The organism is Nitratidesulfovibrio sp. SRB-5 (assembly GCF_019931275.1).
Lineage (GTDB): Bacteria > Desulfobacterota > Desulfovibrionia > Desulfovibrionales > Desulfovibrionaceae > Cupidesulfovibrio.
In genome coordinates this window covers 1,806,635-1,831,787 of sequence record NZ_JAIOTY010000001.1, presented here as the reverse complement: position 1 = coordinate 1,831,787, position 25,153 = coordinate 1,806,635, and the positions used below count along the sequence as shown (strand labels likewise).

The window sequence follows — 25,153 nt, the reverse complement described above, 5'->3', positions numbered from 1 at the left end:
CCACAACCGTTTCGACGGCCTGTCGCCGGATGCGAACGACAGGGACGCGGACATGCCCGCCACCGCAATTGACGGAACGGGCGCGGACGACACCATGCCCCCGCCCGACGGGGCAGGGGGGCCGCGCGCCAAGAAGAGCCTGGGCCAGAACTTCCTGCGCGACCGCAACATCGCCGCCAAGATCGTGGCGGCCCTGCGCATCGGGCCGGAGGACCGGGTCATAGAGATAGGCCCCGGTCCGGGCGCGCTGACCCGGCACATCCATGCCGCCGTTCCCGCCCAGCTGTTCCTGCTGGAAAAGGACTACCACTGGGCGACCGAGCATGGCCGCACCCGTCCGGCGGAACCGCCGGTAATCACCCCGGTGCTCACCGACGCGCTGCTGTTCCCGTGGGAAAGGCTGACCCCGGCCCGCTCGTGGAAGGTCATCGGCAATCTGCCCTACAACGTGGCCTCGCCGCTGATGTGGGACATCCTGAGCACGGCCCCCGGCCTTGCGCGGGCGGTGTTCATGATCCAGAAGGAAGTGGGCGAACGCATCGTGGCCGCACCGGGCAGCGGGGCATACGGTGCACTTTCGGTGTGGCTGCAAAGCTTCGTCACGCCGCGCATGGAATTCATCGTGCCGCCGCAGGTGTTCGTGCCCCGCCCCAAGGTGGATTCCGCCGTGCTGTCCTTCGTGCCGCTGGGCGCGGCGCGGGGCCGGTTCGACCCGGCGCGCCTTTCGCGCCTGCTGAAGGTGTGTTTTCAGCAGCGCCGCAAGCAGTTGCAAAGGATTTTACGTGGTTACGTGCAGGATGATGTGCCCGCGCTGCTGACGGGGCTGGGACTGGACCCGGCGGTGCGGCCGGAAAGCCTTGCTCCGGAAGATTTTCACATGCTCTCGGAATCCGTCAAAATCCCCTGACAGCCTTGACTTTATGCCGGGAATCATGTTTGTCGATGCGGAGTGTACCGTTGTTCCGTTGCGTGCCGGGTGCGCCTCTGGTTTTTTCGGGGCGGCTTGAGAAAAAAGGCGCAAAGAGGGTGTCGTAGCGCCCTTGCCGCTGAAGTCCCCAGGCAACCTGGCCGCAGCTAACCCGAGAGGAGGAAAGGCAGATGACCAAGGCTGATCTGGTCGACAAGATCGCGGCAAAGGCCAACCTGACCAAGGCCAGCGCCGAGCGCTCGCTGAACGCGTTCCTGGACGCGGTGAAGGATGCTCTGGCCGCCGAAGGCAAGCTTACCCTGACCGGCTTCGGCACCTTCGCGGTCGAAGATCGCCAGGCGCGCAAGGGTCGCAACCCCCGTACCGGCGCGGAAATCAAGATTCCCGCGTCCAAGGTGGTCAAGTTCCGCCCCGGCAAGACCCTGAAGGACTCGATCAAGTAGGGTTGGAGGAACAACATGTTACACGGTGAAACCATTCACAGCCCCCTGCCGCAGGACATTCCGTGGTGGATGCCCGACCACTTCATTTTCTTCGGCGTGCTGTACGCTGTCCTGTTCGTGATATGCAGCGGCGTGGGCTACGTGGTCCTGAAGTCGGTGATGGAAACCTGCAAGGGCGGGTGCCATTCCGAAGGGCACCACTAGGCGCCAGCTTTCCACCCGTTTCGACCGCCTTGCGCGGCGTGCCAACGGGTACTTTTTCGGCCCTGTCCGGCATGGCCCAGTCAGGTTGATCCTTGACGGGCCCGGACAGGGCTTGCCTTTTGCGTGCGGGCAGTGTAAACAACCCCGTTCGCACCCACCCCGCAAGGGGATTTCTGGCGAAGGGGGTGATTTCTTTGCCCGGTGTGTATCTTAACGACGACGAATACAACTTCGACATCGCGCTGCGTCGCTTCAAGAAGCAGGTCGAAAAGGCCGGCGTTCTTTCCGAAATGAAGAAGCGTCAGCACTACGAAAAGCCCAGCGTGATGCGCAAGAAGAAGAAGGCGGCCGCCCGCAAGCGTCTCCTGAAGAAGATCAGGAAGATGAACATGGCGTAAGCCGCTTCGCCTGCGCGGGGCACTGCCCCTCACGCAGCCGCGACATGCCTGGAACGGGAAACCCGGAGGTCTTCCGGGTTTCCCGTATTCCGTATTTCCGGAACCCCATCCTTCCGCTTCTGGTGGCACCCATGAATCTTTCCGAACGCATCGAGAAGGACTACGTGTCGGCCTACAAGGCCAAGGACGCGGTGCGCCTGGGCGTGCTGCGCATGCTGAAGACCGCCGCCAAGAACATGCAGGTGGAACTGATGCGCCCCGTGACCGAGGCGGAACTGCTGGACGTGGTGCTGAAGCAGGCCAAGCAGCGGCAGGATTCCATCGAGCAGTTCACCGCCGCGAACCGTACCGACCTGGCCGACAAGGAGCAGGCGGAACTGGTCATCCTGCGCGAATACCTGCCCACCCCGCTGGAAGGCGACGAACTTGCCGCCGCCATCGATGCCGCCATCGCCGAAACCGGCGCCAAGGGTCCGCAGGACATGGGCCGGGTGATGCAGGCCATCATGAACGCCCACAAGGGCCGGGTGGACGGCAAGGCGCTTTCCGCCACCGTTCGCGCGCGCCTGGCGGGGTAGCCTTTCACATGGAATCCCGCAGCCTTCAGGTGCTGGAATTCGGCAAGGTGCTCACGCATCTTGCCGGATTGTGCGTTTCCGAAGCCGGAGCGGAGGCGGCCCTTGCCGTGCGCCCGCTGACCGGCATCGACGCCGTGCACCATGCCGCCGCCCTGTTCGACGAGGCGCGGCGCTGGGCCGGGCACACCGGGTTCCGCCTTTCCTCCTTCCCCCCGCTGGACGGCGTGTTCCGCGCGCTGGACGCCCCGGCCACGGTGCTGGACCTGGACGCGCTGTGGGCCTTGCGCCAGACCCTGGGGCTGGCCCGCAAGCTGGCCGCGTCCATCCGCGAGGGCCAGTCCACCGGTGGCCGCTGGGATCTGCTGGCCGCCCTGGTGGACAGCCACCCGCTGCCGCAGCGCACCGTGTCCGGCCTTGACCGTTGCGTGTCCGACGACGGGATGCTGCGCGATGAAAGTTCGCCCGAACTTTCGCTGGTGCGCGGCGAAATCCGCCGCATCCACCAGCAGTGCACCCGCAAGGTCAAGGAATACGCCCAGCGCTACAACATCGCCCACTACCTGCAGGACGAGTTCATGACCCTTTCGTCCGACCGGTACGTGCTGCCCCTGAAGTCCAACTTCAAGGGCCGCCTGCAGGGCATCATCCACGACTATTCGCAGACCGGCGAAACCTGCTACTTCGAGCCCATGTTCCTGGTGGAGCTGAACAACGGCCTCCAGGAACTGAAGCGCGAGGAGCGCGAGGAAGAGCGCAAGGTGCTGCGCTATCTCACCGACCTCGTGCGGGACGAACTGGCCTCCGTGCGCGGCGCCTACGGCCTGCTGGTGGAGGGCGACGTGTTGTGCGCGCGTTGCGCCCTGTCCGCCCGGTTCGAGGAATCCGGCGATGCCGGGGCCGTTTCGGTCACCGAGGGCGGCCATGTTTCGCTGCTGGGCGCGCGCCATCCGCTGCTGGCCCTGTCCGCCGCGCGCGGCGAGAAGGGCGGGGCGGCAGCCGCGCAGGCTGTGCCGTCTGCCTCCCGCGCCCCGCACGCCACGGGCAAGGGCAAGTCCGCCTCCGGGCATGGTGCGCAGCATGGCCCGCAGGCAGTGGACATCGAACTGCTGCCCGGCCAGCTTGGCCTGGTCATCAGCGGCGGCAACGCGGGCGGCAAGACCGTGTGCCTGAAGACGCTGGGCCTCATCGCGCTGATGGGCCTGGCGGGGCTGCCCGTGCCGGTGCGCCCCGGCAGTTCGCTGCCGTTCTGGTCCGACATTTTCGCCTTCATCGGTGACGAGCAGAGCCTTGAGGACAACGTGTCCACCTTCACCGCGCAGATCCGCCACCTGAGCGGCGTGTGGGACCGCCTTGGCCCCGGCGCGCTGGTGATTCTGGACGAATTCGGCGCGGGCACGGACCCGGCGCAGGGCGCGGCCCTGGCCCAGGCCGTGCTGGACGAGGTGATGGACGCAGGCTCCACCGTGGTGGCCGCCACCCACTTTCCGGCGCTGAAGGCCTACGCCCTTACCCGCGACAAGGTGCGCGCCGCCTCGGTGCTGTTCGACCCCGTCACCAAGCGCCCGCTGTTCCGCCTGGCCTACGATCAGGTGGGGGCCAGCCAGGCCCTGGACGTGGCCCGAGAGCACGGCCTGCCGGAAGCGGTGCTGCGCCGCGCCGAGCAGTATCTGCTGCTGGACGGCGAGGACACCAGCGCCCTTGTGGACCGCCTGAACACCCTGGCCGTGCAGCGCGAAGCGGAAATTTCCTCGTTGCGGGCGGAAGAAGCCCGCCTGCGCGACAAGCGCACCAAGCTCGACGAGCGCTTCGAGCGCGAGCGCCGCACCCTGTTCGAAACCGTGCAGGGGCAGGCCAAGGCCGTGCTCCATGAATGGAAGTCCGGCAAGGTCAGCCACAAGCAGGCCCTGAAGGCGCTGGCGGAAACCCGCGCCCGGCTGGTTCCCGGCGCGGCGGGCAACGGCGATGCCGAGGGCACGCCGGGATCCGCCGACACGACCCCGCCCGCGTTGCAGGTGGAAACACTGCGCACCGGGCAGGCCGTGCGCTATGTGCCGTGGGGCAAGAAGGGCACGGTGGTCGAGGTGGACGCCCGGCGCGGCAGGGTGCGCGTGGACCTGAGCGGCGTGACCATGTGGGCCGAGGCTAAAGACCTTGCCGCATTGGACGAAAAGCCTCGTGTGGTCGTTGGCGCGGTGACCCGCACCATTTCGGACGCAACCGCATCCATGAGGGTTGACTTGCGCGGCATGCGTGCTGATGTTGCCGTAAGCGAACTTTCACGTGCGCTGGACAAGGCCCTGCTCGCGGGCATGTCGGCTGTGGAGGCCATCCACGGTCGCGGCACCGGGGCCCTGCGCAAGGAAATCCACGCGTTCCTGAAGTCATTCCCGGCCGTGCGGTCGTTTGCCCTGGCCCCGGAAGACCAGGGCGGCGACGGCGTGACCGTCATCGAACTGAAGTAGCTGGTCCAGTTGCAGAACACGGTGAAAATGGAGCAGGGCGGCCCGCGCACCACGCGGTCCTCCCTTTCGCGCACCCGGAACACCGGAACGGCGGCATGAAACGCAGGGACGGCTCGGTCGTGCAGGCCATCAAGGCCCGCCTGAACCTCGTGGAGGTGGCGCGCCGCTACGTCGAGTTGCGCCATACCGGCGGCCCGCGCTGGATGGCCCCGTGCCCGTTCCATCAGGAGACCAAGCCTTCCTTCTCCATCAATGAGGAGGAAGGATTTTTCTACTGCTTCGGCTGTCAGGCCTCGGGCGACATTTTCGATTTCTACGGGCGCATTCACGGGCTGGAATTTCGCGAGACGCTGGAAGCCTTGGCCGAAGAGGCGGGCGTTTCGCTGGAGGACGACTGGAAGCCGGACCCCAAGGTGCAGCGCGAGCAGTCATTCAAGCGGCAGTGCCTGCGCATGTACGACGTGGCGCGCGAGCATTTCCGGCGCAACCTGACCATCCCCGCCGGGCAGGAGTGCCGCGACTACATCGCGCGGCGCCAGCTTTCGCCGGAGATCGTGAACGGGTTCGAACTCGGTTGGAGCCTGCGTGAATGGTCGGCCCTGGCGGATGCGTTGCGCCGGGGGGGCTTTCAGCAGGCGGACGCCGCGCAGGCGGGCCTGCTTTCGCGCAACGACGCGGGCCGCATGTTCGACCGTTTTCGCGGGCGGATGATCTTTCCCATCAAGAACCTGGCCGGTCAGGTCATCGCCTTTGGCGGGCGCATCATCGCCGACGAGGACCAGGCCAAGTACATCAACAGCAGCGATTCGGCCATCTACAAGAAAGGGGAGCACCTCTACGGGCTGTTCCAGGCGCGCCGGGCCATGACCCAGCACAAGACGGCCATGCTCACCGAAGGGTACATGGACGTGCTGACCCTGCACCAGTACGGCTACAACATGGCCTGCGGCGTGCTTGGCACCGCGCTGACGCCGGAACAGGTCAAGCGGCTGGGCGGGTTCTGCTCCACGGTGGAACTGCTGTTCGACGGCGACAACCCCGGCCGCAAGGCGGCCATGCGCGCCTGCGAGATGCTGCTGACGCGCGGCATGCGCTGCAAGGTGGTGCTGCTGCCCGACGGAGAGGACATCGACAGCCTGCTGCACGACCAGGGCAAGGATGCCTTCGAGGCGTTGCGCAAGAGCGCGCCCGACGGGCTGGATTTCTGCATCGACACCCTGCGCACGCTCTATTCGCCCGGCGATGCGCTGGAGTGGTCGCGCAACCTGCTGCGGCAGGCCGGGGCGGGGCATGCGGACGGCCAGTTGCTGGCATCGCGTTTTCTGTCGCGCATCGCTTCCGGCCTCGGCATCCGCGAGGAAGCCATCCGCGAAGGGCTTTCCGGAGATTTCTACAAGGGCGCGGCGGCTGCCGCACCCGGTGCGCGAGAGGCGCGCAACCCCGCCCCGCAACGCCAGGTGGACGCGGTGCACACCAGCGGCGACGCCCCCGCCAAGCGCGACCGGGCGGTGATGTTCTTTCTGGTGCGCTACCCGCACCATTTCGCCCGCCTGCGCGAGGCAGGGGCCGAACTGGTGCTGGCCAGCCCGTGGGCACGGGAGCTGTGGGCCAAGATGGCCCGCCACGGCGCGGAGCCGGAACAGCTGCTGCCCAATCTTTCGGAACGCGAAAAGGAATTCTGGATCAGGTGCAGGACGGGCGATGTCCCGCCCCGCGACAAGGAACTCGAGGAATTGCAGGATCTGCTTTCCGGCATCGAATCGGTGACCACACGGGAACTCGGCACATCAAGCATGATGGCCGCCCTTCGCCAGACGGCGACTTCCACCGACCCTGCCGCAGGCATTGAATTGCTCAGGGCCCTTCAGGAAACGTTGGGGAGATCGAATGGGTAACATCAAGGATATTCAGCAGATCAAGTCGCTCATCGCCAAAGGCAAGGTAAGCGGCTTTCTGACCTTCGACGAGGTCAACAAGGCCCTGCCGGCAGAGGTCAACACGCCCGAGCAGATCGAGGAGATCATCGGTATCTTCGACCAGCTGGAGATCGCCATTGTCGATACCGAGAAGGACGGCAAGAAGATCTCCGTGTCGCCCGGCGAGTCGGAAGAGGAACCTTCCGGCGAACCGGGGCTGGACCTGGTGGAGGACGAGGAGTCTGCGGACTATTCGTCGCGTTCCACCGATCCGGTGCGCATGTACCTGCGCGAAATGGGCGCCGTGCCGCTGCTGGACCGCGACGGCGAAGTGCAGATCGCCAAGAAGATCGAACTCGGCGAGCAGGACGTGCTGTACGCCCTGGTGGAAGTGCCGGTGGCGGTCGAGGAACTGATCAACGTCGGCGAAGATCTGAAGCAGAACCGCATCAAGCTGAAGGACGTCGTCAAGACCATAGAGGAAGACGACCCCAGCGAAGACGAAATGAACCAGCGTTCGCGGGTCATCCTGCTGCTGGACGAAATCAAGCATACCTACAAGAAGAAGCGCAAGGTCTACGCCAAGCTGGACGACTGCTGCACCCTGGAACGCCGGGTGACCGCCATCCAGAAGGAAATCCTCGGCTTCAAGGAAGACATCGTCAACCGCCTGCGCGACATCAAGCTGGAAAAGACCCTCATCGACCGGATCATCGAAACGGTGGAAGACTACGTGCGACAGATGCACAACTGCCAGCGCGACCTTTCCGCCTACATCCTGTCCACGGGCAAGACCCAGGTCGAGATTCAGGACATCTTCCGCATGCTGGAAGCGCGCGAGATGAACCCCGTGGCCGCCTCCGCGGCGCTGGGCATGACGGTGGAAGAACTGTTCTCGTTCAAGGAAATGATCATCGGCAAGATCGAGATCCTGAACCGGTTGCAGGACAAGTGCTGCCACAACGTGACGGACCTCGAGGAAGTGCTGTGGCGCATCAAGCGCGGCAACACCCACGCCATGCGCGCCAAGCAGGAGCTGATCCGCTCCAACCTGCGCCTGGTGGTCAGCATCGCGAAAAAGTACACCAACCGCGGCCTGCAGTTCCTGGACCTGATCCAGGAAGGCAACATCGGCCTGATGAAGGCCGTGGACAAGTTCGAATACCAGCGCGGCTACAAGTTCTCCACGTACGCCACGTGGTGGATACGTCAGGCCATCACCCGCGCCATTGCCGATCAGGCCCGCACCATCCGCATTCCGGTGCACATGATCGAAACCATCAACAAGCTCATCCGCACCTCCCGCTACCTCGTGCAGGAACTGGGGCGCGACCCCACCCCCGAGGAAATCGCCGAGCGCATGGACTACCCCATCGACAAGGTGAAGAAGGTGCTGAAGATCGCCAAGGAACCCATCTCGCTCGAAACGCCCATCGGCGACGAGGAAGATTCCAGTCTTGGCGACTTCATCGAGGACAAGAAGGCCGTGGCCCCGGCGGAAGAGGTGGTCAACACCAAGCTGTCGGAGCAGATCGCCTCCGTCCTGGCCGACCTTACCCCGCGCGAGGAGCAGGTGCTGCGCAAGCGCTTCGGCATCGGCGAAAAGTCGGACCATACCCTCGAGGAAGTGGGCAAGCTGTTCAACGTTACCCGCGAGCGCATCCGGCAGATCGAGGCCAAGGCGCTGCGCAAGCTGCGCCACCCCGTGCGTAGCCAGATGCTGCGTTCCTACTACGAAAGCTAGAATTCGCGCGGCGCCCCATGGCGGCGCAACGCATTCGCTGATAACATAAGGGGCGGCCAGCAGGCCGCCCCTGTCGCGTGTTGGGGGGCAACGGACAGCCGTTGTCCTCACGCAGCGGCGCATATGCACGGTGCAACTCCATACCGGCCGGGCGATGCGCGGACGGGATATTCCGGTAGGAAGGACAGAACCCATGGCCGACAACACCTGCAACTGTTCTCGCCGCCAGTGCACCTTTTCGGGCGGGGAGCGGCTGTGCGAAATACTGGACCGCGCGGGCGTGCCGCACGACAGCAAGTGGCGCACACTGGTCTTCTACATGCGTGGGCTGGGCGAGTTCAGCACCATGAACGACGACCAGAAGGCCCGCATCCAGCAACTGCTGGTGGATGTGCTGCACAGGCGCGACTTCAGCGAGCAGAGCTACCACGAGGTGCTGCGGGCAGACCGCGACATCCGCGTGGAGCCCTATGAATGCCGCATGCGCGACGCCTTGCAGGAAACCGAGCGTCTGGCCCGCGAATTCCGCGCCATGCTGCACCAGCGGCGGGGCGACATGGACAAGCTGGAGCAGGACAGCGTGCGCGCCGTGGAAAGCGGCCTGGACCCCGCCGAAGTGGTGCGCTTGCTGCGGGCCACCTTCAGCGAGGTGCGCGAGCAGATGGACAACGACGCCATCCGGGTGGGCGAACTGACGGTCACCGATCCGCTCACCGGCCTTGGCAACAGGCGCGCCTTCGACTCGGCGCTGGCGGCGGGCGAGGCTGCCTGGAAGGGCGGCACGGCCCTGGCGTTGGTGCTGTTCGACGTGGACCGCTTCAAGCGCATCAACGACCAGCACGGCCATCGCATCGGCGACCAGGTGCTGCGCACCGTGGCCGAGGTACTGCGCCGCAAGGTGGACGATTGCAACCGCAGCCTGAATGATGAGGCCGAGGGAGCCGGGGAATGCGCCTCTGTGGTGGCGCGCTTTGGCGGTGAGGAATTTGCGCTGGTGCTGACGGGAGCGGGCGCGCAGCGCGCAGGCGAAATTGCCGAGTCGGTGCGGGCCGGTCTGGAGAGCGTCAACTTTGCCATACGCGACGGGCAGGGGCATGTGGTGGAGCATGGCGTGCGCGTGACCCTGAGCGCGGGCGTGGCCCATGCCAGGCCCGGCATGGCGGAACCGTTGGCGGACGCCCTGTTCGATCTGGCCGACAAGGCCCTGTACGAGGCCAAGCGTGAAGGCCGCAACCGGGTACGGGTGGTGGCGGGCCCCATCTAGGCGGGAGGCGTCCGGGTGCCCGGGTGCGGCATCACCGCGCCACTGGGCATGCCTCGATGTCTTGTCTGAATCATCCGGAGGGTGCGGGCCAGGCAACCCGTTTTTCCGCCTCATGCGATGCCCGTGTGAAGGAGCCCCGACCGCAAGGTCGGGGCTCCTTCATTGTGGCTGACCGCGACGGTCCTGCACCGTGCAACCACAAACATGTACGGGATTGCGGCGCGAAGGGAATCGTGTATCCTTGAAACATCCCCCTGCCACGCACGTCGTCCGCGATGCTGCTGTTCCTGTATACCTGTCGCCAGGGAGGCACGCCATGTCCACGAACGGTTATTGCAAGAACATCAGGCCGCCCCGCACCGATGCGCCTTTGCGCCTCAGCCGCCGGGATTTTCTGCTGCTATCCGGCGGTACGGCCTTGGCGCTGGGCATTGCCTCCGGGCTGCCGCCATGGTTGGGCGGTCTCCGCGCGGAAACGCCCCGCCTGATGTCCGGAGGACCGCTGCCCCTGCCCGGTCAATCCGGTCTGTTCGGGCTGTTTGCTCCCACGGGGCCGTTCACCCTTTCCGCCATGCCGCAAGCCGGATTGCTGCCGGCAACGGGCGGTCCCATGCTGGCCTACACGGTCGAACAGCAGGGGCGCGTCTATCACAACCCGGTACTGGTGCTGGACAAGGGGCAGGACTTCGCCGTGCGGTTGGTCAACGGCCTCGGCCCGTTGGGGCCAATGCCCGCAGGCCACGGCGCCCACGCCTCCCACGGGGGCTCCGCCGGTGCAACGCCGTCCGGTCCGGACACCATCATCCACTGGCACGGCGTGGACTGCCCGTGGCAACAGGCCGGGCACCCCATGTATGCCGTGGGGCCCGGCGCCCACTATGACTACGCATTCCCCATCACCAACCGGGCAGGCACCTACTGGTACCATCCGCACCCGCACGGCGACACGGCCCGGCAGGCGTATCTGGGGCTGGCCTCGTTCTTCATCGTGCGTGACGACGAGGAACGGGCCTTTGCCCGTGAACTGGACCTGACCCTGGGTGCCACGGACATTCCGCTGGTATTGCAGGACAAGCGCATCGGGCAGGCTGGGGAGTTGGTCTACGCGCCCACGCAGGACGAACTGTTCATGGGGTATCTGGGCGACCGGGTTCTGGTGAACGGCGCCCACCTGCCCACGCTGTCCGCTTCCACCCGGTTGTACAGGTTCCGCCTGCTTAACGGCAGCACGGCGCGTATCTTCAATCTGGCCTTCACGGGCGGCAGCGCGGGAAAGGCGGGAGCACGGGTGCCCGTGACGGTGATCGCCAACGATGGCGGGTTCCTGCCCGCGCCACGCCGGGTGGAGGGGCTGTTCCTGGCGCCGGGTGAGCGGGCGGAAGTGCTGCTGGATCTGCGCGACATGGAGCCGGGTGATCAGGTGTGGCTGCGCAACCTTCCCTTCGATCCCATGCACAACGAGATGGAGCACGGCAGCGACGGGGCTGGGCACGGGGCCGGTGGCGATGGTCACAGCGGGGGGGGCGCAGCGCAAGGCACCATGGATGGAATGGAGATGGGGCATGACGGCTCCATGCATCACGGCATGAACCGTGCCACCATGCCAGCCGTGACGGCACCCCCTGTCAGGCAAGGCGGTCAGCACGAAGGGCACGGCGGCGCGTCAATGGGCAGCGGAGCGCATGGGGAATCCGATGGGCTGGCCGAGGGCGGCGACTACCCCATTCTGAGGGTGTCGGTGGATCGTGCGGAACGCTACGACCGCAAGGTGCCCGAGAGGTTGCCCGCACCGGACGAAGCCGTGCCCGCCACGGATGGGCAATCCGCCTTCACCCGTGCGCTGCGGCTGGAAGCCGACGGCAAGCGGTGGACCATAGCCGGAGAGACTTTTGCCATGGACCGTTTTCCCATTACCGTGCCGGACAGACGGCGCGAGGCATGGGCCATGGAAAATGCGGCCCGCAGCATGCCGCACCCCATGCATCTGCACGGATACTTCCTGAGGGTGCGCGAGCGGAGGGGCAGTCCGGCCCAGGTGCGCGCACTGGCCGTGGACGGCACGGGCAGACTGCCCACCGACCTTGGCCTGAAGGACACCGTTCTGGTGTGGCCCGGCGAGACGGTGCTGGCCGACGTGGACTTCGGCAGCCCCGCCTACCCCGGCGAGCAGATATTCCTGTTCCACTGCCACAACCTGGAGCACGAGGACCAGGGGATGATGGTCAACGTGCGCCTGCCGTAGGCGCCGGCACAGGGGGCGTTTGGCGACGACGCATGTCGCGCCTGCCGGACCATTGTTGTTCCCGCGCAATGAAAGAAGCCCGCCGTTCCCATGCAGGGAGCGGCGGGCTTCGTGTTTCCGTATCGGGAACCGTACCGCTTGCGCGCTACTTGTTCATCACGTTCAGGAATTCGCGGTTGCTCTTGGTGGCGCGCATCTTGTCCAGCAGGAATTCCATGCTGTCGATGGGCGACATGGGCGCCAGAATCTTGCGCAGGATCCACACGCGGTTGAGCACCTCGTCCGACAGCAGCAGGTCTTCCTTGCGGGTGCCGGTGCGGTTGATGTCGATGGCCGGGAACACGCGCTTTTCGGCAAGGTGGCGTTCCAGGTAGATTTCCATGTTGCCGGTGCCCTTGAACTCTTCGAAGATCACTTCGTCCATGCGCGAGCCGGTGTCGATGAGGGCGGTGGCGATGATGGTCAGGCTGCCGCCTTCCTCGATGTTGCGCGCCGCGCCGAAGAAGCGCTTGGGGCGTTGCAGGGCGTTGGCGTCGAGACCGCCGGACAGCACGCGACCCGAGGACGGGGTGACGGCGTTGTACGCACGGCCCAGGCGGGTGATGGAGTCGAGCAGGATGACCACGTCGCGCTTGCGTTCCACCAGACGCTTGGCCTTTTCCAGCACCATTTCGCAGACCTGTACGTGGCGCTGCGGCGGCTCGTCGAAGGTGGAGCTGACCACTTCGGCGTTCTTCACCGTGCGTTCCATGTCGGTCACTTCCTCGGGCCGCTCGTCGATGAGCAGCACGATGAGGTACGCATCCGGATGGTTGGCGTTGATGGAGTTGGCGATGGTCTGGAGCAGGATGGTCTTGCCGGTGCGGGGGGGCGCCACGATCAGGCCGCGCTGGCCGCGGCCCACGGGGGCCATCATGTCTATGACGCGGCTGGAGTAGTTCTTGTCCCCGTTCTCCATGATGAACTGGCGGTCGGGGTAGATGGGCGTCAGGTTGTCGAACAGGACGAGATTCTTGGCGTTTTCCGGCGGCTCGAAGCCGATCTCGGTTACCTTCAGCAGGGCGAAGTAGCGTTCGCCTTCCTTGGGCGGGCGGATCTGGCCGGAAACCACGTCACCCTTGCGCAGGTTGAAGCGGCGAATCTGCGACGGCGACACATAGATGTCGTCGGGGCCGGGCATGTAGCTGCACAGCGGCGACCGCAGAAAGCCGAAACCGTCGGGCAGTATCTCCAGCACGCCGTCGCCGTAGATGGCGCCGTTCTGCGAGGCACAGGCCTGAAGCAGGGCGAAGATCAGCTCCTGCTTGCGCATGCCGCTGGCGCCTTCGACGTTGTATTGCTCGGCAAGCTCCATGAGCTCGCCCATGCTCTTTATCTTGAGTTCCGAAAGATTCATGGCCGTCTCGGAACCCTGGACGTTCTTCTTTTTCCTCATAGGCGTGGTGGGGACTGCTTTTGGAAGGGTGTGGGGGTGTATGGAAGAATGTAGTCACAGTCGTCCGCACGGCACGAAAGACCGCACAATGGCGATCGGTTCGCAAGCGTAGACTGTTGTCGGAGTGACGGTATGATGGAAAATCGTTGTGATGGACGGGCGGGAACACTGTGCCGGGTCCGGATCCGGGTTTTCGTTGCCCGGTAAGGAGGGGAGGGGACCCACAAGAGAGGTGTTGCAATGTCTGGTTGCTTCCACCCGCCGTACAAGGGGCTACCTAGCCCATTCGACACGGGATGGCAAGTGGTCTACTCGCTTTTTTCCCTGGCTTGCAGGACATCCTGGAACATCTCTTCGATTTCGGCGCGCACGTTGTCCTGGGTCCGGTCCAGCACGCAGGCCAGTTCCAGGGTAATCAGCCCCATGGCCTGTTCCAGCAGGCGGCGTTCGCCGAACGACAGTTCCTTGTCCCGGCCGATGAGCAGCAGTTCGCGCAGCACGTAGGCCACGTCCGCCAAATCGCCGCTTTTCAGCTTTTCAGAGTATTCGCGGTAGCGGCGGTTCCAGTTCTGGCCGGTATACCCGGTGAAGCCGGAGCGGTCGCGCAGCGATTCAAGGATTTCCGCCCCCAGTTCCGGCGCGCACAGCGAGCGCAGCCCAACGTTGGCGGCATTGCGTACGGGCACCATGAGGGTCACGTTGTTGCCCAGGATGCGGACGATGTAAAAGTCCGTGGCAACGCCGCCAACCACTTGCGACTCGACGCGTTCGACCTTGCCGACGCCTTGAGCCGGGTAGACGACGAGTTGATCCTGGGCAAACACTCGGAACTCCATGCGGGGAAAACAAGGTTGAATTCGGCAGGAAAAGACAGTCTATCCCAATCCGCAGCAAGAGTCCATCCCGCTGCCGGTCCGCAGCATTGTCCATGGCATTGCCGGAGTATTCCGCGAGCGGGTCTCGCAGCGGCGTGAAGGGCAATTGCAGGGGCGCAGAGCGCCGGGGCGTGTGACGTGCCGGGCAAGAAGCCCGTATCGCGCGGGTTTGGAGATGGCGACCGGCCCGGGTGCCGACGTCATTTGCACGACAGGCACGGGGTCCCGGTGCCACGGCTGCTTCGTCTGTCGTGCTGGCTGGCGCCCCTGTCGAGTCAGTCGTGCCCGTCGTTTCGGTCACGCCCGTCGTGCCAGGCGAGTCAGTCCGGCTTGTAGGCGTTGGCGAACTGGGTGGCGGCTGCGGCGCCCTGGCTGGCAAAGGTGGTCATGGCCTGCACGGCGGCAGGCAGCAGCGTATCCAGCAGGGTCTGCTCCGGCCCGGAAAGCCTGCCCAGCACCCAGTTGGTGGTCTCTCCGCCATGCGGCGAACGCCCGATGCCCAGTCGCAGGCGGTGGAAATCCGGCGTGCCGAGCAACTGGGTGATGGACTTCAAGCCGTTGTGCCCGGCATTGCCGCCCCCGGTCTTGAACTTCATGCGACCGAGGGGGATATCCAACTCGTCGTGCACCACCAGGATGGCGCCCGGCTTGATGCGGTAGTACGAGGCAATGGCCAGCACCGCCTCGCCGCTCAGGTTCATGAAGGTCTGCGGCTTGGCCACCAGCCACGGGTCACCGGTGGGAGTGATGCGGCACCGCCACAGGTCGTACTTCTTCTTGCCGCCGGAAAGCTGGTCGCAGCCCCCGCCCGTCTCGCGGGCGGCAGCCTCCATCAGCGCATCCACGGCCATGAAGCCCAGATTGTGGCGGGTGCGTTCGTATTCCTTGCCCGGGTTGCCCAGGCCGACGATGAGACCGGCGACGTTCATGCGCGGAGGTGGGGTTGGAGTTCTGCGGGGCGGGAAAGGCGGCGGAAAAACGGGGCCGTCACGGCACAGGGAGGCAGTCGCGCGAAGGCGCTTGCGGGCGCCTGTGGCCAGGCTTCGCGGGCGGTGATGGTGACAAACGGGCCGGGTTCCGGAAACGCGGAAACCGGCCCCGCGCGAGGTGCGCGGGGCCGGAGGGAAACCGCGGTCCGAACCTTGGGAAACCGCGCGTCAACCCCACATAGGAGCATGCACCGCATCAGGATGCGGCGGACGGCAGCGGCGTACCCGGCCTCAGGCGCTATTCTTCGCCCTTGGGCGAAACAACGGCCACGATGGCGAAGTTGCGGTCGGCAACGGCGCAGACGCCTTCGCCCAAGGGCAGGTCGTTCACGCTGATGGTCTTGCCGATTTCGAGGTCGGTCAGATCGATGGTGATCTTGCTGGGCATCAGCAGGGGCTTGGCGGAAATGTCCAGCGCTTCGCGGTACACTTCCAGCTTGCCGCCCACCTTCACGCCCTTGGCGGTGCCGGTGAATTCGAGGGGCACGCGGATCTTGACGGGCTTTTCCAGGTCCACCCCGCGAAAATCGATGTGCGAGAAGCGGTTCTTCACCGGGTGGTACTGGATCTGCCAGAACAGCGCCGGGTGGGTGGACTTGGTGCCGTTGTCATCGACCTCGATGTTGAAGACGGTGGTGCGGCCAACGGCTTCGAACAGCTTTTCGACGGGCAGCGTGTCCATTTCGATCGACACGTTCAGGCCTTCGGCGTTGTAGAACACACCGGGAACCAGGGTTTTGGCCCGCAGCTTGCGGTTGGCGCCCTTGCCGAGGCCGTCGCGCTTGCGCACGCTCAGGGTCTTCAATTCGGACATTGCAGTTCTCCTTAAATTCATTCCCGCGTAAGCATCCCGCCCCGCGTCGGAATGTGAATTGCTATACGAAAAGCACGCTCACCGAGGATTCGGTGTGGATGTTGTGGATGGCCTTTGCAAGAAGGCCCGCCACGGAAAGCACCTTCAGCTTGCTGCATGCGGCCAGCTTGTCGCCCAGCGGCACCGTGTCGGTGACGATGACCTGCGAGAAGGTGGAATTGCACAGCCGCTCGATGGCCGGGCCGGACAGCACGGGATGCGTGGCGCAGGCCATCACTTCCTTGGCGCCGTTCTTCAGCAGCACCTCGCCCGCGGCGCACATGGTGCCTGCGGTGTCGATCATGTCGTCCACCACGATGGCGATCTTGTCCCGGACGTCGCCGATGACGTGCATGGCGGAAGCCTGGTTGGGACGGTCGCGGCGCTTGTCGATGATGGCCAGGCCCGCGTTCAGCTTCTTGGCGAACGAGCGGGCGCGTTCCACGCCGCCCGCGTCGGGCGAAACGATGACGATGTCACCGGCGTACGGGCGCAGGTATTCGAGAATGACCGGCTGCGCGTACAGGTTGTCCACCGGCACGTTGAAAAAACCCTGGATCTGGCCCGCGTGCAGGTCCACCGTGACCACGCGGTCGGTGCCGGCGGTGGTCAGGAAATCGGCCACCAGCTTGGCGCTGATGGGCGCGCGCGGGCTGACCTTGCGGTCCTGGCGGGCGTAGCCGTAGTAGGGCACCACGGCGGTGACGCGACCGGCGCTGGCGCGCTTCAGCGCATCCAGCATCAGGCACAGCTGCATCAGGTTGTAGTTCACGGGCGAGCAGGTGGCCTGAACGACGAACACGTCGTCGCCGCGCACGTTGTCGCCGATCTCGATGCGAATCTCGCCGTCGCTGAACGTCTCGCACAGGGCCGGGGTGAGCTGGCACCCCAAGTGGTTGCAGATGGCCTTGGCAAGGGCGGGGTTCGAGGTGCCGGTAAGAATCTTCAGATCACCGTGCATGTTTCGACTTCCGGCTTGTGGTTGCGATGGCAAGCGTCATCGGGAAAAAAGTGGCTGGGGCGGAAGGACTCGAACCCTCGGATGACGGGACCAAAACCCGTTGCCTTACCAACTTGGCGACACCCCAGCATGAGGGAAATCTTGTTCGTGACGCAGGGGCTGGCCTGCGTGCGCCTTGCGGCGCGCGTCTCACAGTGCGTGCAAAAAGGCCGCGATGTTGTCGTTGCGCAGTGCTTCGGCCACATCGCGCGCCGTGCCGTGCTTTCTGAACAGGGCGAACAGGCTGGCGCCACTCCCGCTCATCAGCGCGGCACAGGCCCCGCGTCGAAGAAGAAATTCCTTGGTCCGGCGCAGGGTTGCATGTGTCTGAAAAACAACCGGTTCAAAGCTGTTGGTCAGCCACGGTCCGCGAGAGAGTGGATTTCTATCTTCTAGACTTTCCGATGTCAAGCAAGGACGCAATGATTTCGCGCTTTGCCCGGTCATGATCCGGGCACTGGTTTGGGCACTGGTCCGGGTACTGGTCTGGGCGTTGCCATCCGGGGTGGTGACGTTGGCGGCATCCCAGGCCCGATAGGCCCACGGCGTGGAAACGCGCACGGGCGGGCAGGCCAGCACCAGATGCATGCCCGCCAGCCCCAGGTCGGCGAGTTCGCCGGGGGCGAGCGGGGTGAGCACCTCGCCGATGCCGTTGGCCCGTGCGGGGCCATCCATCAGAAAGAAGGGCACGTCGGCGCCAACCCCGGCGGCCATGGCCCGCAGTACTTCGGGCGTGGGGGCAGCGCCGGGGGCCTGCTGCGCGCACAGCGCGGCAAGGTGGCGCAGCAGCACGGCGGCGTCGGCGCTGCCGCCGCCAAGGCCGGCCCCGTGCGGAATGTGTTTCTCCAGGTGCACCGCAAGTCCGGGGCGAAACCCGGTGGCCGTCGCGAACCGCTCGTACGCGGTGACCACGGTGTTGCGGGCCGGATCCACGTCCGGTTCGGTGCAGGTGAAGACGATGCCCGCTTCCGCCCTGGGCGACACGTGCAGCAGGTCGCACGGTTCCGGCAGGGGCAGGAACAGGGTGTCCAGTTCGTGGTAGCCGTCGGGCCGCACGCCGGTGATGCGCAGGTACAGGTTGACCTTGCATCCCGCGTGCAGGGTGACGGCGCCGGGCGCGGGCGTGGCGTGGGTGCTCACGCGGTGGCGCCCCCGTTGCGGCGCAGCGTTTCCACGGTCAGGTGGCCGTTGGTGAACACGCACAGTTCCCCGGCCACGGCCATGGCCTCGCGGACCACGGTTTCCGCGTCCAGCGTGGTGTGCCGCGACAGGGCGCGTGCGGCGGACAGGGCATAGGGGCCGCCGCTGCCGATGGCGGCGATGCCGTCGTCCGGCTCGATGACATCGCCGGTGCCGGTCAGGATGAGGATGGTTTCCGCGTCGGCCACCAGCAGCATGGCCTCCAGCCTGCGCAGGTACTTGTCCTTGCGCCAGTCCTTGGCCAGCTCCACGGCGGCGCGGGTAAGGTTGCCGCCGAATTCCTCCAGCTTGGCCTCGAAGCGCTCGAACAGGGTGAACGCGTCTGCCGTGGCCCCGGCAAAGCCCGCCAGCACCCGGTCGCGGTACAGGCGGCGCACCTTGCGGGCGGTGTGCTTCATGACCACGCTCTGGCCCATGGTCACCTGGCCGTCACCGGCCATGGCCACGCCGTCCGCGTCGCGCACGGCAAGGATGGTGGTTCCCTTCAGTTCCATATGATTGTTCCTTCGGCGCAGGTGCGCCGGTTGCGCAAGGGGTGGGCGCGGGTTGGGGCTGCGGTGGGCCTTGCGCTGGTCCGGTGCGAGTCGGGTGCCAGTCGGGCGCCAGCCGGGTGCAGATCACGTGCTGCTCTGGTCGTCGCCCGCCTCGGGGACGGGGGCACGCGGACCGGAAAGGGCCTGAAGCGCGGTGCGCCACACAGCCAGCATGGACAGCCCGTGCAGGACGAAGCGCACCTCGCGCACCAGCCCGGCCCGCAGGCCGCGCACGGCTTCAGCCAGGGCGATGGGCGCGGCCAGTTCCGGCGGATAGCCGTAGCTGCCGCAACTGATGGCCGGAAAGGCCACCCGTGCCAGCCCGTGCTCCGCCGCCAGGCGCAGGCTGTTGGCGTGGGCCTCGGCCAGCGCCTGCGGCTCGCCGTGCGTGCCGCCGCGCCAGATGGGGCCCACGGCGTGGATGACATGGCGGGCAGGCAGGTTGAAGCCGGGGGTTATCACGGCCTCTCCGGCGGCCAACGGTCCGCGCCGGGCCACGATGTCCTGTCCGGCGGGCAGCAGCATCGGCCCGGCGGCGCAGTGCAGCGCACCGTCCACACCGCCGCCCCCGCGCAGTTCGGCATTGGCGGCGTTGACCACCGCGTCGGTCGCCGTGGCGGCAAGGTCGCCGGTGGACACCACCAGCAGGCCGTGACCGGTAGGGGCGGTGATGATCAGGGACAGATCGTCCACAAGGGCCGTCCTGAAAAACGTTGGGCAAACATTCCGGGGCAGTGGGCCGCAGGGCGCGCAGCGAAGCGCACGTTATCCGGTACGGCGCGCACCACACCGCCGAAGCCGGGCGCCCCTACCAGACCGCCTTGCGCTCCTGATACCGGGTGTCGAAGCGTTCCAGGTCCGTCTGGTCCTCTGGCGTGCGGATGACCGCCCGCGCCTTGTCGCGCAGCTGTTCCACCTTTTCCTTCTCGTTGGAATACAGCGCGCTGTAGGCAAGGTGCAGGTAGCCCTTGAAGACCTGTCCGTCCGTGCCCAGGGCGCGTCCGTAATAGTCGTGCACCTCGGAATCCTCGGGCAGGTGGCGCAGCACTTCCTTGTAGTAGGTGTAGGCCTCGTTGCGCTGGCCGGCGTCGAACAGCAGCCGCGCGTAGAAAAACAGGGCCATGTAGTCGCGCGAATTCATCAGCACGGCGCGTTGCAGCATCTGCGCGGCGCGGTTGCGATCGCCCTTGGTGTAGTGGAACCGTCCGGCCTCGCGCCAGACAAGCTGGTCCTTGGGGTTGCAGGCCAGTGCCCGGTCGAAGGCCGTCGTGGCCTCGCCGATCCGGTTCAGGCGCGAATACAGGATGGCCAGCCCCAACTGGGACATGCAGTCGGTTGGCTTGGCCTGTTCGAAGGTGCGCAGGGCGGTGGTGGCGTCCGCGTAGCGGGCGCGCACCAGCAGTTGCACCCGGCGAAAGCGTTCGTCGTCGTCCTGCCGGTTGCGCACGCTGGCGGCCAGCTGTTCCACGCGCAGGCGCACTTCGCTGATGCGCTCGGTGATGTTGGGGTGGGTGCTGAGATAGGCGGGCACGTCCGTGCCGGTGGACCAACTCTGCCTGCGCAGTTTTTCAAAGGCCCCGGCCATGCCGTCGGGCCGGAATCCCGCGGCCACCAGATACTGCATGCCCGCCTGGTCCGCATCCGATTCGTCGATGCGGCTGTAGTTGAGCATGGCCGTCTGCCCCGCCGCCAGCGAACCGGCCATGGCCGCGCCCTTGCTGCTGCCGCCCCCCCCCACGAAGGCACCGGCCAGCGCCCCGGCAAGGCTGAGCAGGGTGATGCGCTGCGACTTTTCGATGCGGCTGGCGATGTGGCGCTGGGTGACGTGGGCCATTTCGTGGGCCAGCACGCCCGCCACCTCGCTTTCATGCTCCATGGCCATCAGCAGGCCGGTGTGCACGAAGATGTAGCCGCCGGGGCTGGCAAAGGCGTTGACGGCGTTGTGCAGCAGCACGTTGGTCTCGAACTCGAAGGGCTGCGGCGGCACCACCGCCTTCAGCCGTTCGACGATGGACCGCACGTACTCCTTCACCTCCGGGTCTTCCACCAGCGGCAGGCGGGCCTTGATGAGCACGTTGAACTTCTTGCCCAGCTCCACCTCGTCCTTGACGGTGAAGTCGCCCAGGAAGGCCCCGGCGGGCGGCGCAAAGGCGGGCAGGGCCTGGCCCAGCAGCATGAGCCCGCACAGGCACAGGGCAAGCGCGCCCCGCAGGCGGGCGCGAAGCCTGCCGGTGCGGGGCGCGGAAGAATGGCGGAAACCGTTGGTCATGCGGTGGGTCATGGAGCGGCTTATAGCACGTCCCACACCGCGCCGGAAGGCGTATCGCGCACCTCTATGCCGAGGGCGGCGATTTCGTCGCGGATGGCGTCGGCGCGGGCAAAGTCCTTGTCGGCGCGGGCGTTGATGCGGGCCTGCAACAGTTCTTCGACCTTGGCCGGGTCAATGCCCTTGCGTGCCACGCGGCAGGCGCGCAGTTCCGCCAGGAACCCGGCGGGCTCGCGGCCGAACACGCCCAGCACGGCAAACCAGGTGGCGGCTTCGTCCAGCACGGCCCGGAAGAAGGCGCGGGCGCCCTCGGTCTTGCGCTGGCCCTTGTTGTCCAGGATGCGGTTGGCCAGGCGGACCATGGTGAACACGTGGCCAAGGGCGGCAGCGGTGTTCATGTCGTCTTCCATGGCGTCGGCGAAGGCCTGGCGCAGCCCTTCGAATTCCTCGGTCACGTCCTTGGGCAGGGGGCCGGAGGTCCACTTTTCTCGTTCGAGTTCGGCGTGCAGCAGGCTCAGCGCCTCGTAGATGCGCTTGAGATTCTTTTCCGCCTCGTCCATGGACTCGAAGGTGAAGTCGATGGGGCTGCGGTAGTGCTTGGTCAGCAGGAAGTAGCGCAGCGTTTCCGGCAGGTAGTTTTCAAGAATGTCGCGGATGGTGCGGAAGTTGCCGAGCGACTTGGACATCTTTTCGGCGTTCACCTGCACGAAGCCGTTGTGCACCCAGTAGCGCACGAAATCCTTGCCAAGGGCCGCCTCGGTCTGGGCGATTTCGTTCTCGTGGTGCGGAAAGACCAGATCCTGCCCGCCGCCGTGAATGTCCAGAGGCAGGGGCAGATGCTTTTCGCTCATGGCGGAGCATTCGATGTGCCAGCCGGGGCGGCCATTGCCCCACGGGCTTTCCCAGAAGGGTTCGCCGGGCTTGGCCGCCTTCCACAGGGCGAAGTCGAGCGGGTCTTCCTTTTCCTCGCCGGGGGCCACGCGGGCGCCGGAGCGCAGGTCGTCCACGTCGCGGCCGGAAAGCTTGCCGTAACCGGGAAAGGCGCGCACGCGGAAGTACACGTCGCCCGAGGGGGTGGCGTAGGCCTTGCCCTGCTCGATGAGCCGCACGCACAGTGAGATCATCTCTTCGATGTGGGTGGTGGCTCGAGGTTCCAGATCCGCCCGCAGCACGTTCAGGCGGTCCATGTCCTCGTAGAAGGTGGCGATGTACTTTTCCGCCACTTCCTGGCTGGTCAGGCCTTCCTGATTGGCGCGGGTGATGATCTTGTCATCCACGTCGGTGAAGTTGCGCGCGAAGGTGACGTCGAGACCGGTGTGGCGCAGGTAGCGCACCAGCACGTCGAACACCACGGCGGAGCGGGCGTGGCCGATGTGGCACAGGTCGTACGCGGTTATGCCGCAGACGTACATGTTGACCTTGCCGGGCACGGCAGGCTCGAAGTGTTCCTTCTTGCGCGTCAGGGTATTGTACAGTTGCATTGATGCTCCCGTGGGAATGCGGTGTGGTGCGTCGGCGAATGAACGCCGTATGCCGGATGCGCCCGGCACGGTGGACAGGCTAATGAAGAAGCGTGGTGCAGGCATTCGGCCTGCAAGGCCGATGTCCTGCCTAGCAACCGCCGGTACAGGCAGGCCCGTCGAACTGGTCGATGCGGCGCTGGTGGCGGCCACCCTCGAAGGGGGTGTCCAGAAACAGGTCCACAAGGCCCATGGCAACGCCGGGACCGGTTACCCGTTCGCCAAGGCACAGCACGTTGGCGTCGTTGTGCTGGCGGGTGGCGCGGGCGTGGAATTCGCAGGTGCACAGCGCGGCGCGGATGCCCGGAAAGCGGTTGGCGGCCATGGACATGCCGATGCCCGTGCCGCAGACCAGGATGCCGAAGCCGCCGGTGGCCAGCACCCGCTCGGTCACCTTGGCGGCGTAGAGCGGATAGTCGCAACTTTCGGCGGTCTGGGGGCCAAGGTCTTCCACCTGGCGGCCCGCAGCCTTGAGGTGGGCGACGATGACCTGCTTCAGGGCGAGACCGGCGTGGTCGGAGCCGATGATGACCGGGGCGGACATGGCGGATGCGTGGCTGGCGGGCGCGTGACTGGCGGGTGCGGACATGTGGTTTCCTTGCTGCGTGCTGGCGAAAATACGGAATGCGCGCCCGTGGCGGGCGCCGGGTATGCCGTGGCATTGATGCCGGTCGTGCGTCCCGGATGCGGGGCGGGTCCGGCTGGCGCTGGGAATGTGCTGTTCCGAGGGCCGCTTGTCAAGACGGAGCCGTGACCGGGCAAGACGGAAAACGCCTGTCCTGGCGGTGTCAGCCGGTTACGCGGCCTGAAAGCCGATTCCCGCCGGGCTAGGCACCCGGGCCATTCGAGCCGCAACGCCGGGCCATGCGGCCCATGTGGCGCTCGCGGTCCGCAGCGGCACCGGCGGCATGGCGGGCCAGTTCGTCACGCAGGAAGGCGGCGCGTCCGGCCAGTTCGCGGAGGCGGGCGTCATCAGTCAGGCCACAGGCACCTTGGGCATCAAGGCTGCCCGCTTCCAGCAGTTCCGCCACGCGGCGGCCCAGGGCTGCGTGTTCCTCGTCCAGGCGGCGGCGCAACTGGCGCGCCTCCATGCCGCGCAGCACGCCGGAGGCCACGCGGCCCAGTTCGCCGCGCAGCACGCACAGCCCCACCTTGAGGTTGGACAGCACGGCCGAAAGAGAGAAGGAGGTCTGGGTATCGGGTGCGGTCATGAACGTCTCCGTCGCGTTATGGTGCTGCGTGGTGTGTCCGTTGGTGGAATGGTCGGGCCGGTTTGATGGTCAGGCCAGCCGGACAGCCAGACTGGTCAACCCGCCGTGCCCGTCTGCCTGCCGTGCCTGCCGGATCGGTCGGGCCTGCCGGATCGGTCGGGCCTGGCAGATCGGTCGGGCCGGTCGGAACAGTTGGTGAAGCGTGCGGGCAGCCCGTGGGCCGGGTTGGACCGGCAAGGGATGCCCCCTTAGCGACGGGCTCCTTCGCGCAGCGGCAAAACCTCGGTGCCTTCGGGCAGTTCCAGCCCCAGCTGCTCGCCGGTGAAGGCCTGTGGCCGTTCGCGTTCCTTCACCAGCAGGATGGCCGAGTACCCCTTGGCGTGGGTGATGGTGATCTTGCGGGGCAGGGGGGGCACGGCCTCGTCGTAGTCGATGCGCATGTCCCAGCCAGCCTGCTTTTCACCGGGGGGCGTATCCGTCCAGTGGCGAGGCAGCCCTTCGGGAGAAAGTTCAAGCATTCCGCGAACCCTGCCGCGCGGCAGAGTGTAGGCGATTCCCCCGTCGGCCACAAGCCGTGCATCCGCGCGGGCATCGTCGAAGACCCGGGCGAACCGGCCATTCAGCAGGTTGGCCAGATCCGGCACGGAAAAGGGCACCGGCACGCCGAACGAGAGCAGGGCCCGCCCGCCATGGTTCAGGTCGCCGCTATGGTAGTAGGCGCGGTTCTCGTTGGGGGCATAGGCAAGGAAGGTGGTGTCGTCCTCGCGGATGCGGGCCACGGTGGCGCCGATGCCCGCCATGATGTCCAGGCGCAGCGGCACGTCGCCGTTGGACCACAGCAGGGCCACCACGCGGTTGCCGTCGTGTTCGCCGGTCTTGTAGCGCAGGCTGGCGTTGACCCGGAAGGGCCCCGCATCCGCGTCGTTGGTCTGCGCCCAACTGCGGTAGGCATGCCAGGCGGCGTCGGCCTGCTCGGTGGATGCGGGCACGCCGGGGACCACGCGCGAGGCGCAGCCCTGAAGCAGGGCGGCCAGGACAAGCAGGAGCAGGACGGGCAGGATAGAGACGGGCAGGGCCGGCCGGGACCACACG

The 25,153-nt window shown here is 66.2% G+C and carries 23 protein-coding genes and 1 tRNA gene; 10 read left to right on the top strand and 14 right to left on the bottom strand.

Annotation, left to right across the window (positions count from 1 at the left end):
• The first annotated feature begins 94 nt into the window (after positions 1 to 94).
• The 10 genes from rsmA (at position 95) to K6142_RS07475 (ending at position 12,179) form a co-directional block, all read left to right on the top strand.
• Positions 95 to 907, top strand: coding sequence for a 16S rRNA (adenine(1518)-N(6)/adenine(1519)-N(6))-dimethyltransferase RsmA (gene rsmA, locus K6142_RS07520; RefSeq protein WP_190244400.1), 813 nt, complete (start codon positions 95 to 97; stop codon positions 905 to 907).
• A 191-nt stretch (positions 908 to 1,098) separates the two neighbouring features.
• Positions 1,099 to 1,371: an HU family DNA-binding protein gene (locus K6142_RS07515; protein WP_012611649.1), complete on the top strand. Its 273-nt coding sequence runs from the start codon at positions 1,099 to 1,101 to the stop codon at positions 1,369 to 1,371.
• A gap of 15 nt (positions 1,372 to 1,386) precedes the next feature.
• Positions 1,387 to 1,575 (top strand): hypothetical protein, encoded by a 189-nt coding sequence (locus K6142_RS07510; RefSeq protein ID WP_012611648.1) that lies wholly within the window; start codon positions 1,387 to 1,389, stop codon positions 1,573 to 1,575.
• Between the two features lie 194 nt (positions 1,576 to 1,769).
• On the top strand, positions 1,770 to 1,973 hold the full coding sequence (gene rpsU / locus K6142_RS07505; protein ID WP_012611647.1) for a 30S ribosomal protein S21: 204 nt from the start codon (positions 1,770 to 1,772) through the stop codon (positions 1,971 to 1,973).
• A gap of 131 nt (positions 1,974 to 2,104) precedes the next feature.
• Positions 2,105 to 2,551: a GatB/YqeY domain-containing protein gene (locus K6142_RS07500; protein ID WP_012611646.1), complete on the top strand. Its 447-nt coding sequence runs from the start codon at positions 2,105 to 2,107 to the stop codon at positions 2,549 to 2,551.
• Between the two features lie 8 nt (positions 2,552 to 2,559).
• Positions 2,560 to 5,013 (top strand): endonuclease MutS2, encoded by a 2,454-nt coding sequence (locus K6142_RS07495; RefSeq protein ID WP_190244396.1) that lies wholly within the window; start codon positions 2,560 to 2,562, stop codon positions 5,011 to 5,013.
• A gap of 95 nt (positions 5,014 to 5,108) precedes the next feature.
• Positions 5,109 to 6,908: a DNA primase gene (gene dnaG / locus K6142_RS07490; RefSeq protein WP_190244395.1), complete on the top strand. Its 1,800-nt coding sequence runs from the start codon at positions 5,109 to 5,111 to the stop codon at positions 6,906 to 6,908.
• Positions 6,901 to 8,673 (top strand): RNA polymerase sigma factor RpoD, encoded by a 1,773-nt coding sequence (gene rpoD, locus K6142_RS07485; RefSeq protein WP_012611643.1) that lies wholly within the window; start codon positions 6,901 to 6,903, stop codon positions 8,671 to 8,673. The genes dnaG and rpoD overlap by 8 nt, the downstream gene beginning before the upstream one ends.
• Positions 8,674 to 8,866: 193 nt before the next feature.
• Positions 8,867 to 9,937, top strand: coding sequence for a GGDEF domain-containing protein (locus K6142_RS07480; protein WP_190244394.1), 1,071 nt, complete (start codon positions 8,867 to 8,869; stop codon positions 9,935 to 9,937).
• A 316-nt stretch (positions 9,938 to 10,253) separates the two neighbouring features.
• Positions 10,254 to 12,179 (top strand): multicopper oxidase family protein, encoded by a 1,926-nt coding sequence (locus K6142_RS07475; protein ID WP_190244393.1) that lies wholly within the window; start codon positions 10,254 to 10,256, stop codon positions 12,177 to 12,179.
• 145 nt (positions 12,180 to 12,324) lie between these two features.
• Here the strand turns inward: K6142_RS07475 and rho are convergent, their stop codons facing one another.
• From rho to K6142_RS07405, 14 genes are all read right to left on the bottom strand, one after another.
• On the bottom strand, positions 12,325 to 13,575 hold the full coding sequence (rho, locus tag K6142_RS07470) for a transcription termination factor Rho (protein ID WP_007522003.1): 1,251 nt from the start codon (positions 13,573 to 13,575) through the stop codon (positions 12,325 to 12,327).
• 347 nt (positions 13,576 to 13,922) lie between these two features.
• On the bottom strand, positions 13,923 to 14,438 hold the full coding sequence (locus tag K6142_RS07465) for a CarD family transcriptional regulator (RefSeq protein WP_012611639.1): 516 nt from the start codon (positions 14,436 to 14,438) through the stop codon (positions 13,923 to 13,925).
• Between the two features lie 371 nt (positions 14,439 to 14,809).
• Positions 14,810 to 15,418 (bottom strand): aminoacyl-tRNA hydrolase, encoded by a 609-nt coding sequence (gene pth / locus K6142_RS07460; RefSeq protein ID WP_190244392.1) that lies wholly within the window; start codon positions 15,416 to 15,418, stop codon positions 14,810 to 14,812.
• 298 nt (positions 15,419 to 15,716) lie between these two features.
• On the bottom strand, positions 15,717 to 16,292 hold the full coding sequence (locus tag K6142_RS07455) for a 50S ribosomal protein L25/general stress protein Ctc (protein ID WP_190244391.1): 576 nt from the start codon (positions 16,290 to 16,292) through the stop codon (positions 15,717 to 15,719).
• 61 nt (positions 16,293 to 16,353) lie between these two features.
• Complete coding sequence (locus tag K6142_RS07450; protein WP_012611636.1) at positions 16,354 to 17,292, bottom strand: ribose-phosphate diphosphokinase; 939 nt, start codon at positions 17,290 to 17,292, stop codon at positions 16,354 to 16,356.
• A gap of 51 nt (positions 17,293 to 17,343) precedes the next feature.
• Positions 17,344 to 17,419: transfer RNA gene (locus K6142_RS07445), tRNA-Gln, on the bottom strand.
• A gap of 62 nt (positions 17,420 to 17,481) precedes the next feature.
• On the bottom strand, positions 17,482 to 18,471 hold the full coding sequence (gene ispE / locus K6142_RS07440) for a 4-(cytidine 5'-diphospho)-2-C-methyl-D-erythritol kinase (RefSeq protein ID WP_190244390.1): 990 nt from the start codon (positions 18,469 to 18,471) through the stop codon (positions 17,482 to 17,484).
• Positions 18,468 to 19,025, bottom strand: coding sequence for an ATP-dependent protease subunit HslV (gene hslV, locus K6142_RS07435; protein WP_190244389.1), 558 nt, complete (start codon positions 19,023 to 19,025; stop codon positions 18,468 to 18,470). The genes ispE and hslV overlap by 4 nt, the downstream gene beginning before the upstream one ends.
• A gap of 123 nt (positions 19,026 to 19,148) precedes the next feature.
• On the bottom strand, positions 19,149 to 19,757 hold the full coding sequence (locus tag K6142_RS07430; protein ID WP_223380782.1) for a macro domain-containing protein: 609 nt from the start codon (positions 19,755 to 19,757) through the stop codon (positions 19,149 to 19,151).
• A gap of 115 nt (positions 19,758 to 19,872) precedes the next feature.
• Positions 19,873 to 21,333: a M48 family metalloprotease gene (locus tag K6142_RS07425; RefSeq protein ID WP_190244388.1), complete on the bottom strand. Its 1,461-nt coding sequence runs from the start codon at positions 21,331 to 21,333 to the stop codon at positions 19,873 to 19,875.
• Positions 21,334 to 21,353: 20 nt separating this feature from the next.
• Positions 21,354 to 22,811: a cysteine--tRNA ligase gene (gene cysS / locus K6142_RS07420; protein WP_190244387.1), complete on the bottom strand. Its 1,458-nt coding sequence runs from the start codon at positions 22,809 to 22,811 to the stop codon at positions 21,354 to 21,356.
• Positions 22,812 to 22,941: 130 nt separating this feature from the next.
• On the bottom strand, positions 22,942 to 23,394 hold the full coding sequence (gene rpiB, locus K6142_RS07415; RefSeq protein WP_167123880.1) for a ribose 5-phosphate isomerase B: 453 nt from the start codon (positions 23,392 to 23,394) through the stop codon (positions 22,942 to 22,944).
• 283 nt (positions 23,395 to 23,677) lie between these two features.
• On the bottom strand, positions 23,678 to 24,061 hold the full coding sequence (locus K6142_RS07410; protein ID WP_190244386.1) for a hypothetical protein: 384 nt from the start codon (positions 24,059 to 24,061) through the stop codon (positions 23,678 to 23,680).
• Positions 24,062 to 24,309: 248 nt separating this feature from the next.
• Positions 24,310 to 25,152 carry a hypothetical protein gene (locus K6142_RS07405; RefSeq protein ID WP_317846370.1) on the bottom strand — a complete coding sequence of 281 codons (843 nt, stop codon included), beginning with the start codon at positions 25,150 to 25,152 and terminating at the stop codon, positions 24,310 to 24,312.
• Position 25,153 lies beyond the last annotated feature (1 nt).

Bases quoted from the DNA above. Each gene is read 5' to 3' on its own strand.
- rho (WP_007522003.1), bottom strand. From the start codon at position 13,575: ATGAATCTTTCGGAACTCAAGATAAAGAGCATGGGCGAGCTCATGGAG.
- hslV (WP_190244389.1), bottom strand. From the start codon at position 19,025: ATGGAACTGAAGGGAACCACCATCCTTGCCGTGCGCGACGCGGACGGC.
- rsmA (WP_190244400.1), top strand. From the start codon at position 95: ATGCCCCCGCCCGACGGGGCAGGGGGGCCGCGCGCCAAGAAGAGCCTG.
- rpiB (WP_167123880.1), bottom strand. From the start codon at position 23,394: ATGTCCGCCCCGGTCATCATCGGCTCCGACCACGCCGGTCTCGCCCTG.
- K6142_RS07475 (WP_190244393.1), top strand. From the start codon at position 10,254: ATGTCCACGAACGGTTATTGCAAGAACATCAGGCCGCCCCGCACCGAT.
- K6142_RS07410 (WP_190244386.1), bottom strand. From the start codon at position 24,061: ATGACCGCACCCGATACCCAGACCTCCTTCTCTCTTTCGGCCGTGCTG.
- K6142_RS07480 (WP_190244394.1), top strand. From the start codon at position 8,867: ATGGCCGACAACACCTGCAACTGTTCTCGCCGCCAGTGCACCTTTTCG.
- K6142_RS07500 (WP_012611646.1), top strand. From the start codon at position 2,105: ATGAATCTTTCCGAACGCATCGAGAAGGACTACGTGTCGGCCTACAAG.
- K6142_RS07425 (WP_190244388.1), bottom strand. From the start codon at position 21,333: ATGACCAACGGTTTCCGCCATTCTTCCGCGCCCCGCACCGGCAGGCTT.
- pth (WP_190244392.1), bottom strand. From the start codon at position 15,418: ATGAACGTCGCCGGTCTCATCGTCGGCCTGGGCAACCCGGGCAAGGAA.
- K6142_RS07455 (WP_190244391.1), bottom strand. From the start codon at position 16,292: ATGTCCGAATTGAAGACCCTGAGCGTGCGCAAGCGCGACGGCCTCGGC.
- K6142_RS07510 (WP_012611648.1), top strand. From the start codon at position 1,387: ATGTTACACGGTGAAACCATTCACAGCCCCCTGCCGCAGGACATTCCG.
- K6142_RS07450 (WP_012611636.1), bottom strand. From the start codon at position 17,292: ATGCACGGTGATCTGAAGATTCTTACCGGCACCTCGAACCCCGCCCTT.
- rpoD (WP_012611643.1), top strand. From the start codon at position 6,901: ATGGGTAACATCAAGGATATTCAGCAGATCAAGTCGCTCATCGCCAAA.
- K6142_RS07515 (WP_012611649.1), top strand. From the start codon at position 1,099: ATGACCAAGGCTGATCTGGTCGACAAGATCGCGGCAAAGGCCAACCTG.
- dnaG (WP_190244395.1), top strand. From the start codon at position 5,109: ATGAAACGCAGGGACGGCTCGGTCGTGCAGGCCATCAAGGCCCGCCTG.
- cysS (WP_190244387.1), bottom strand. From the start codon at position 22,811: ATGCAACTGTACAATACCCTGACGCGCAAGAAGGAACACTTCGAGCCT.
- K6142_RS07495 (WP_190244396.1), top strand. From the start codon at position 2,560: ATGGAATCCCGCAGCCTTCAGGTGCTGGAATTCGGCAAGGTGCTCACG.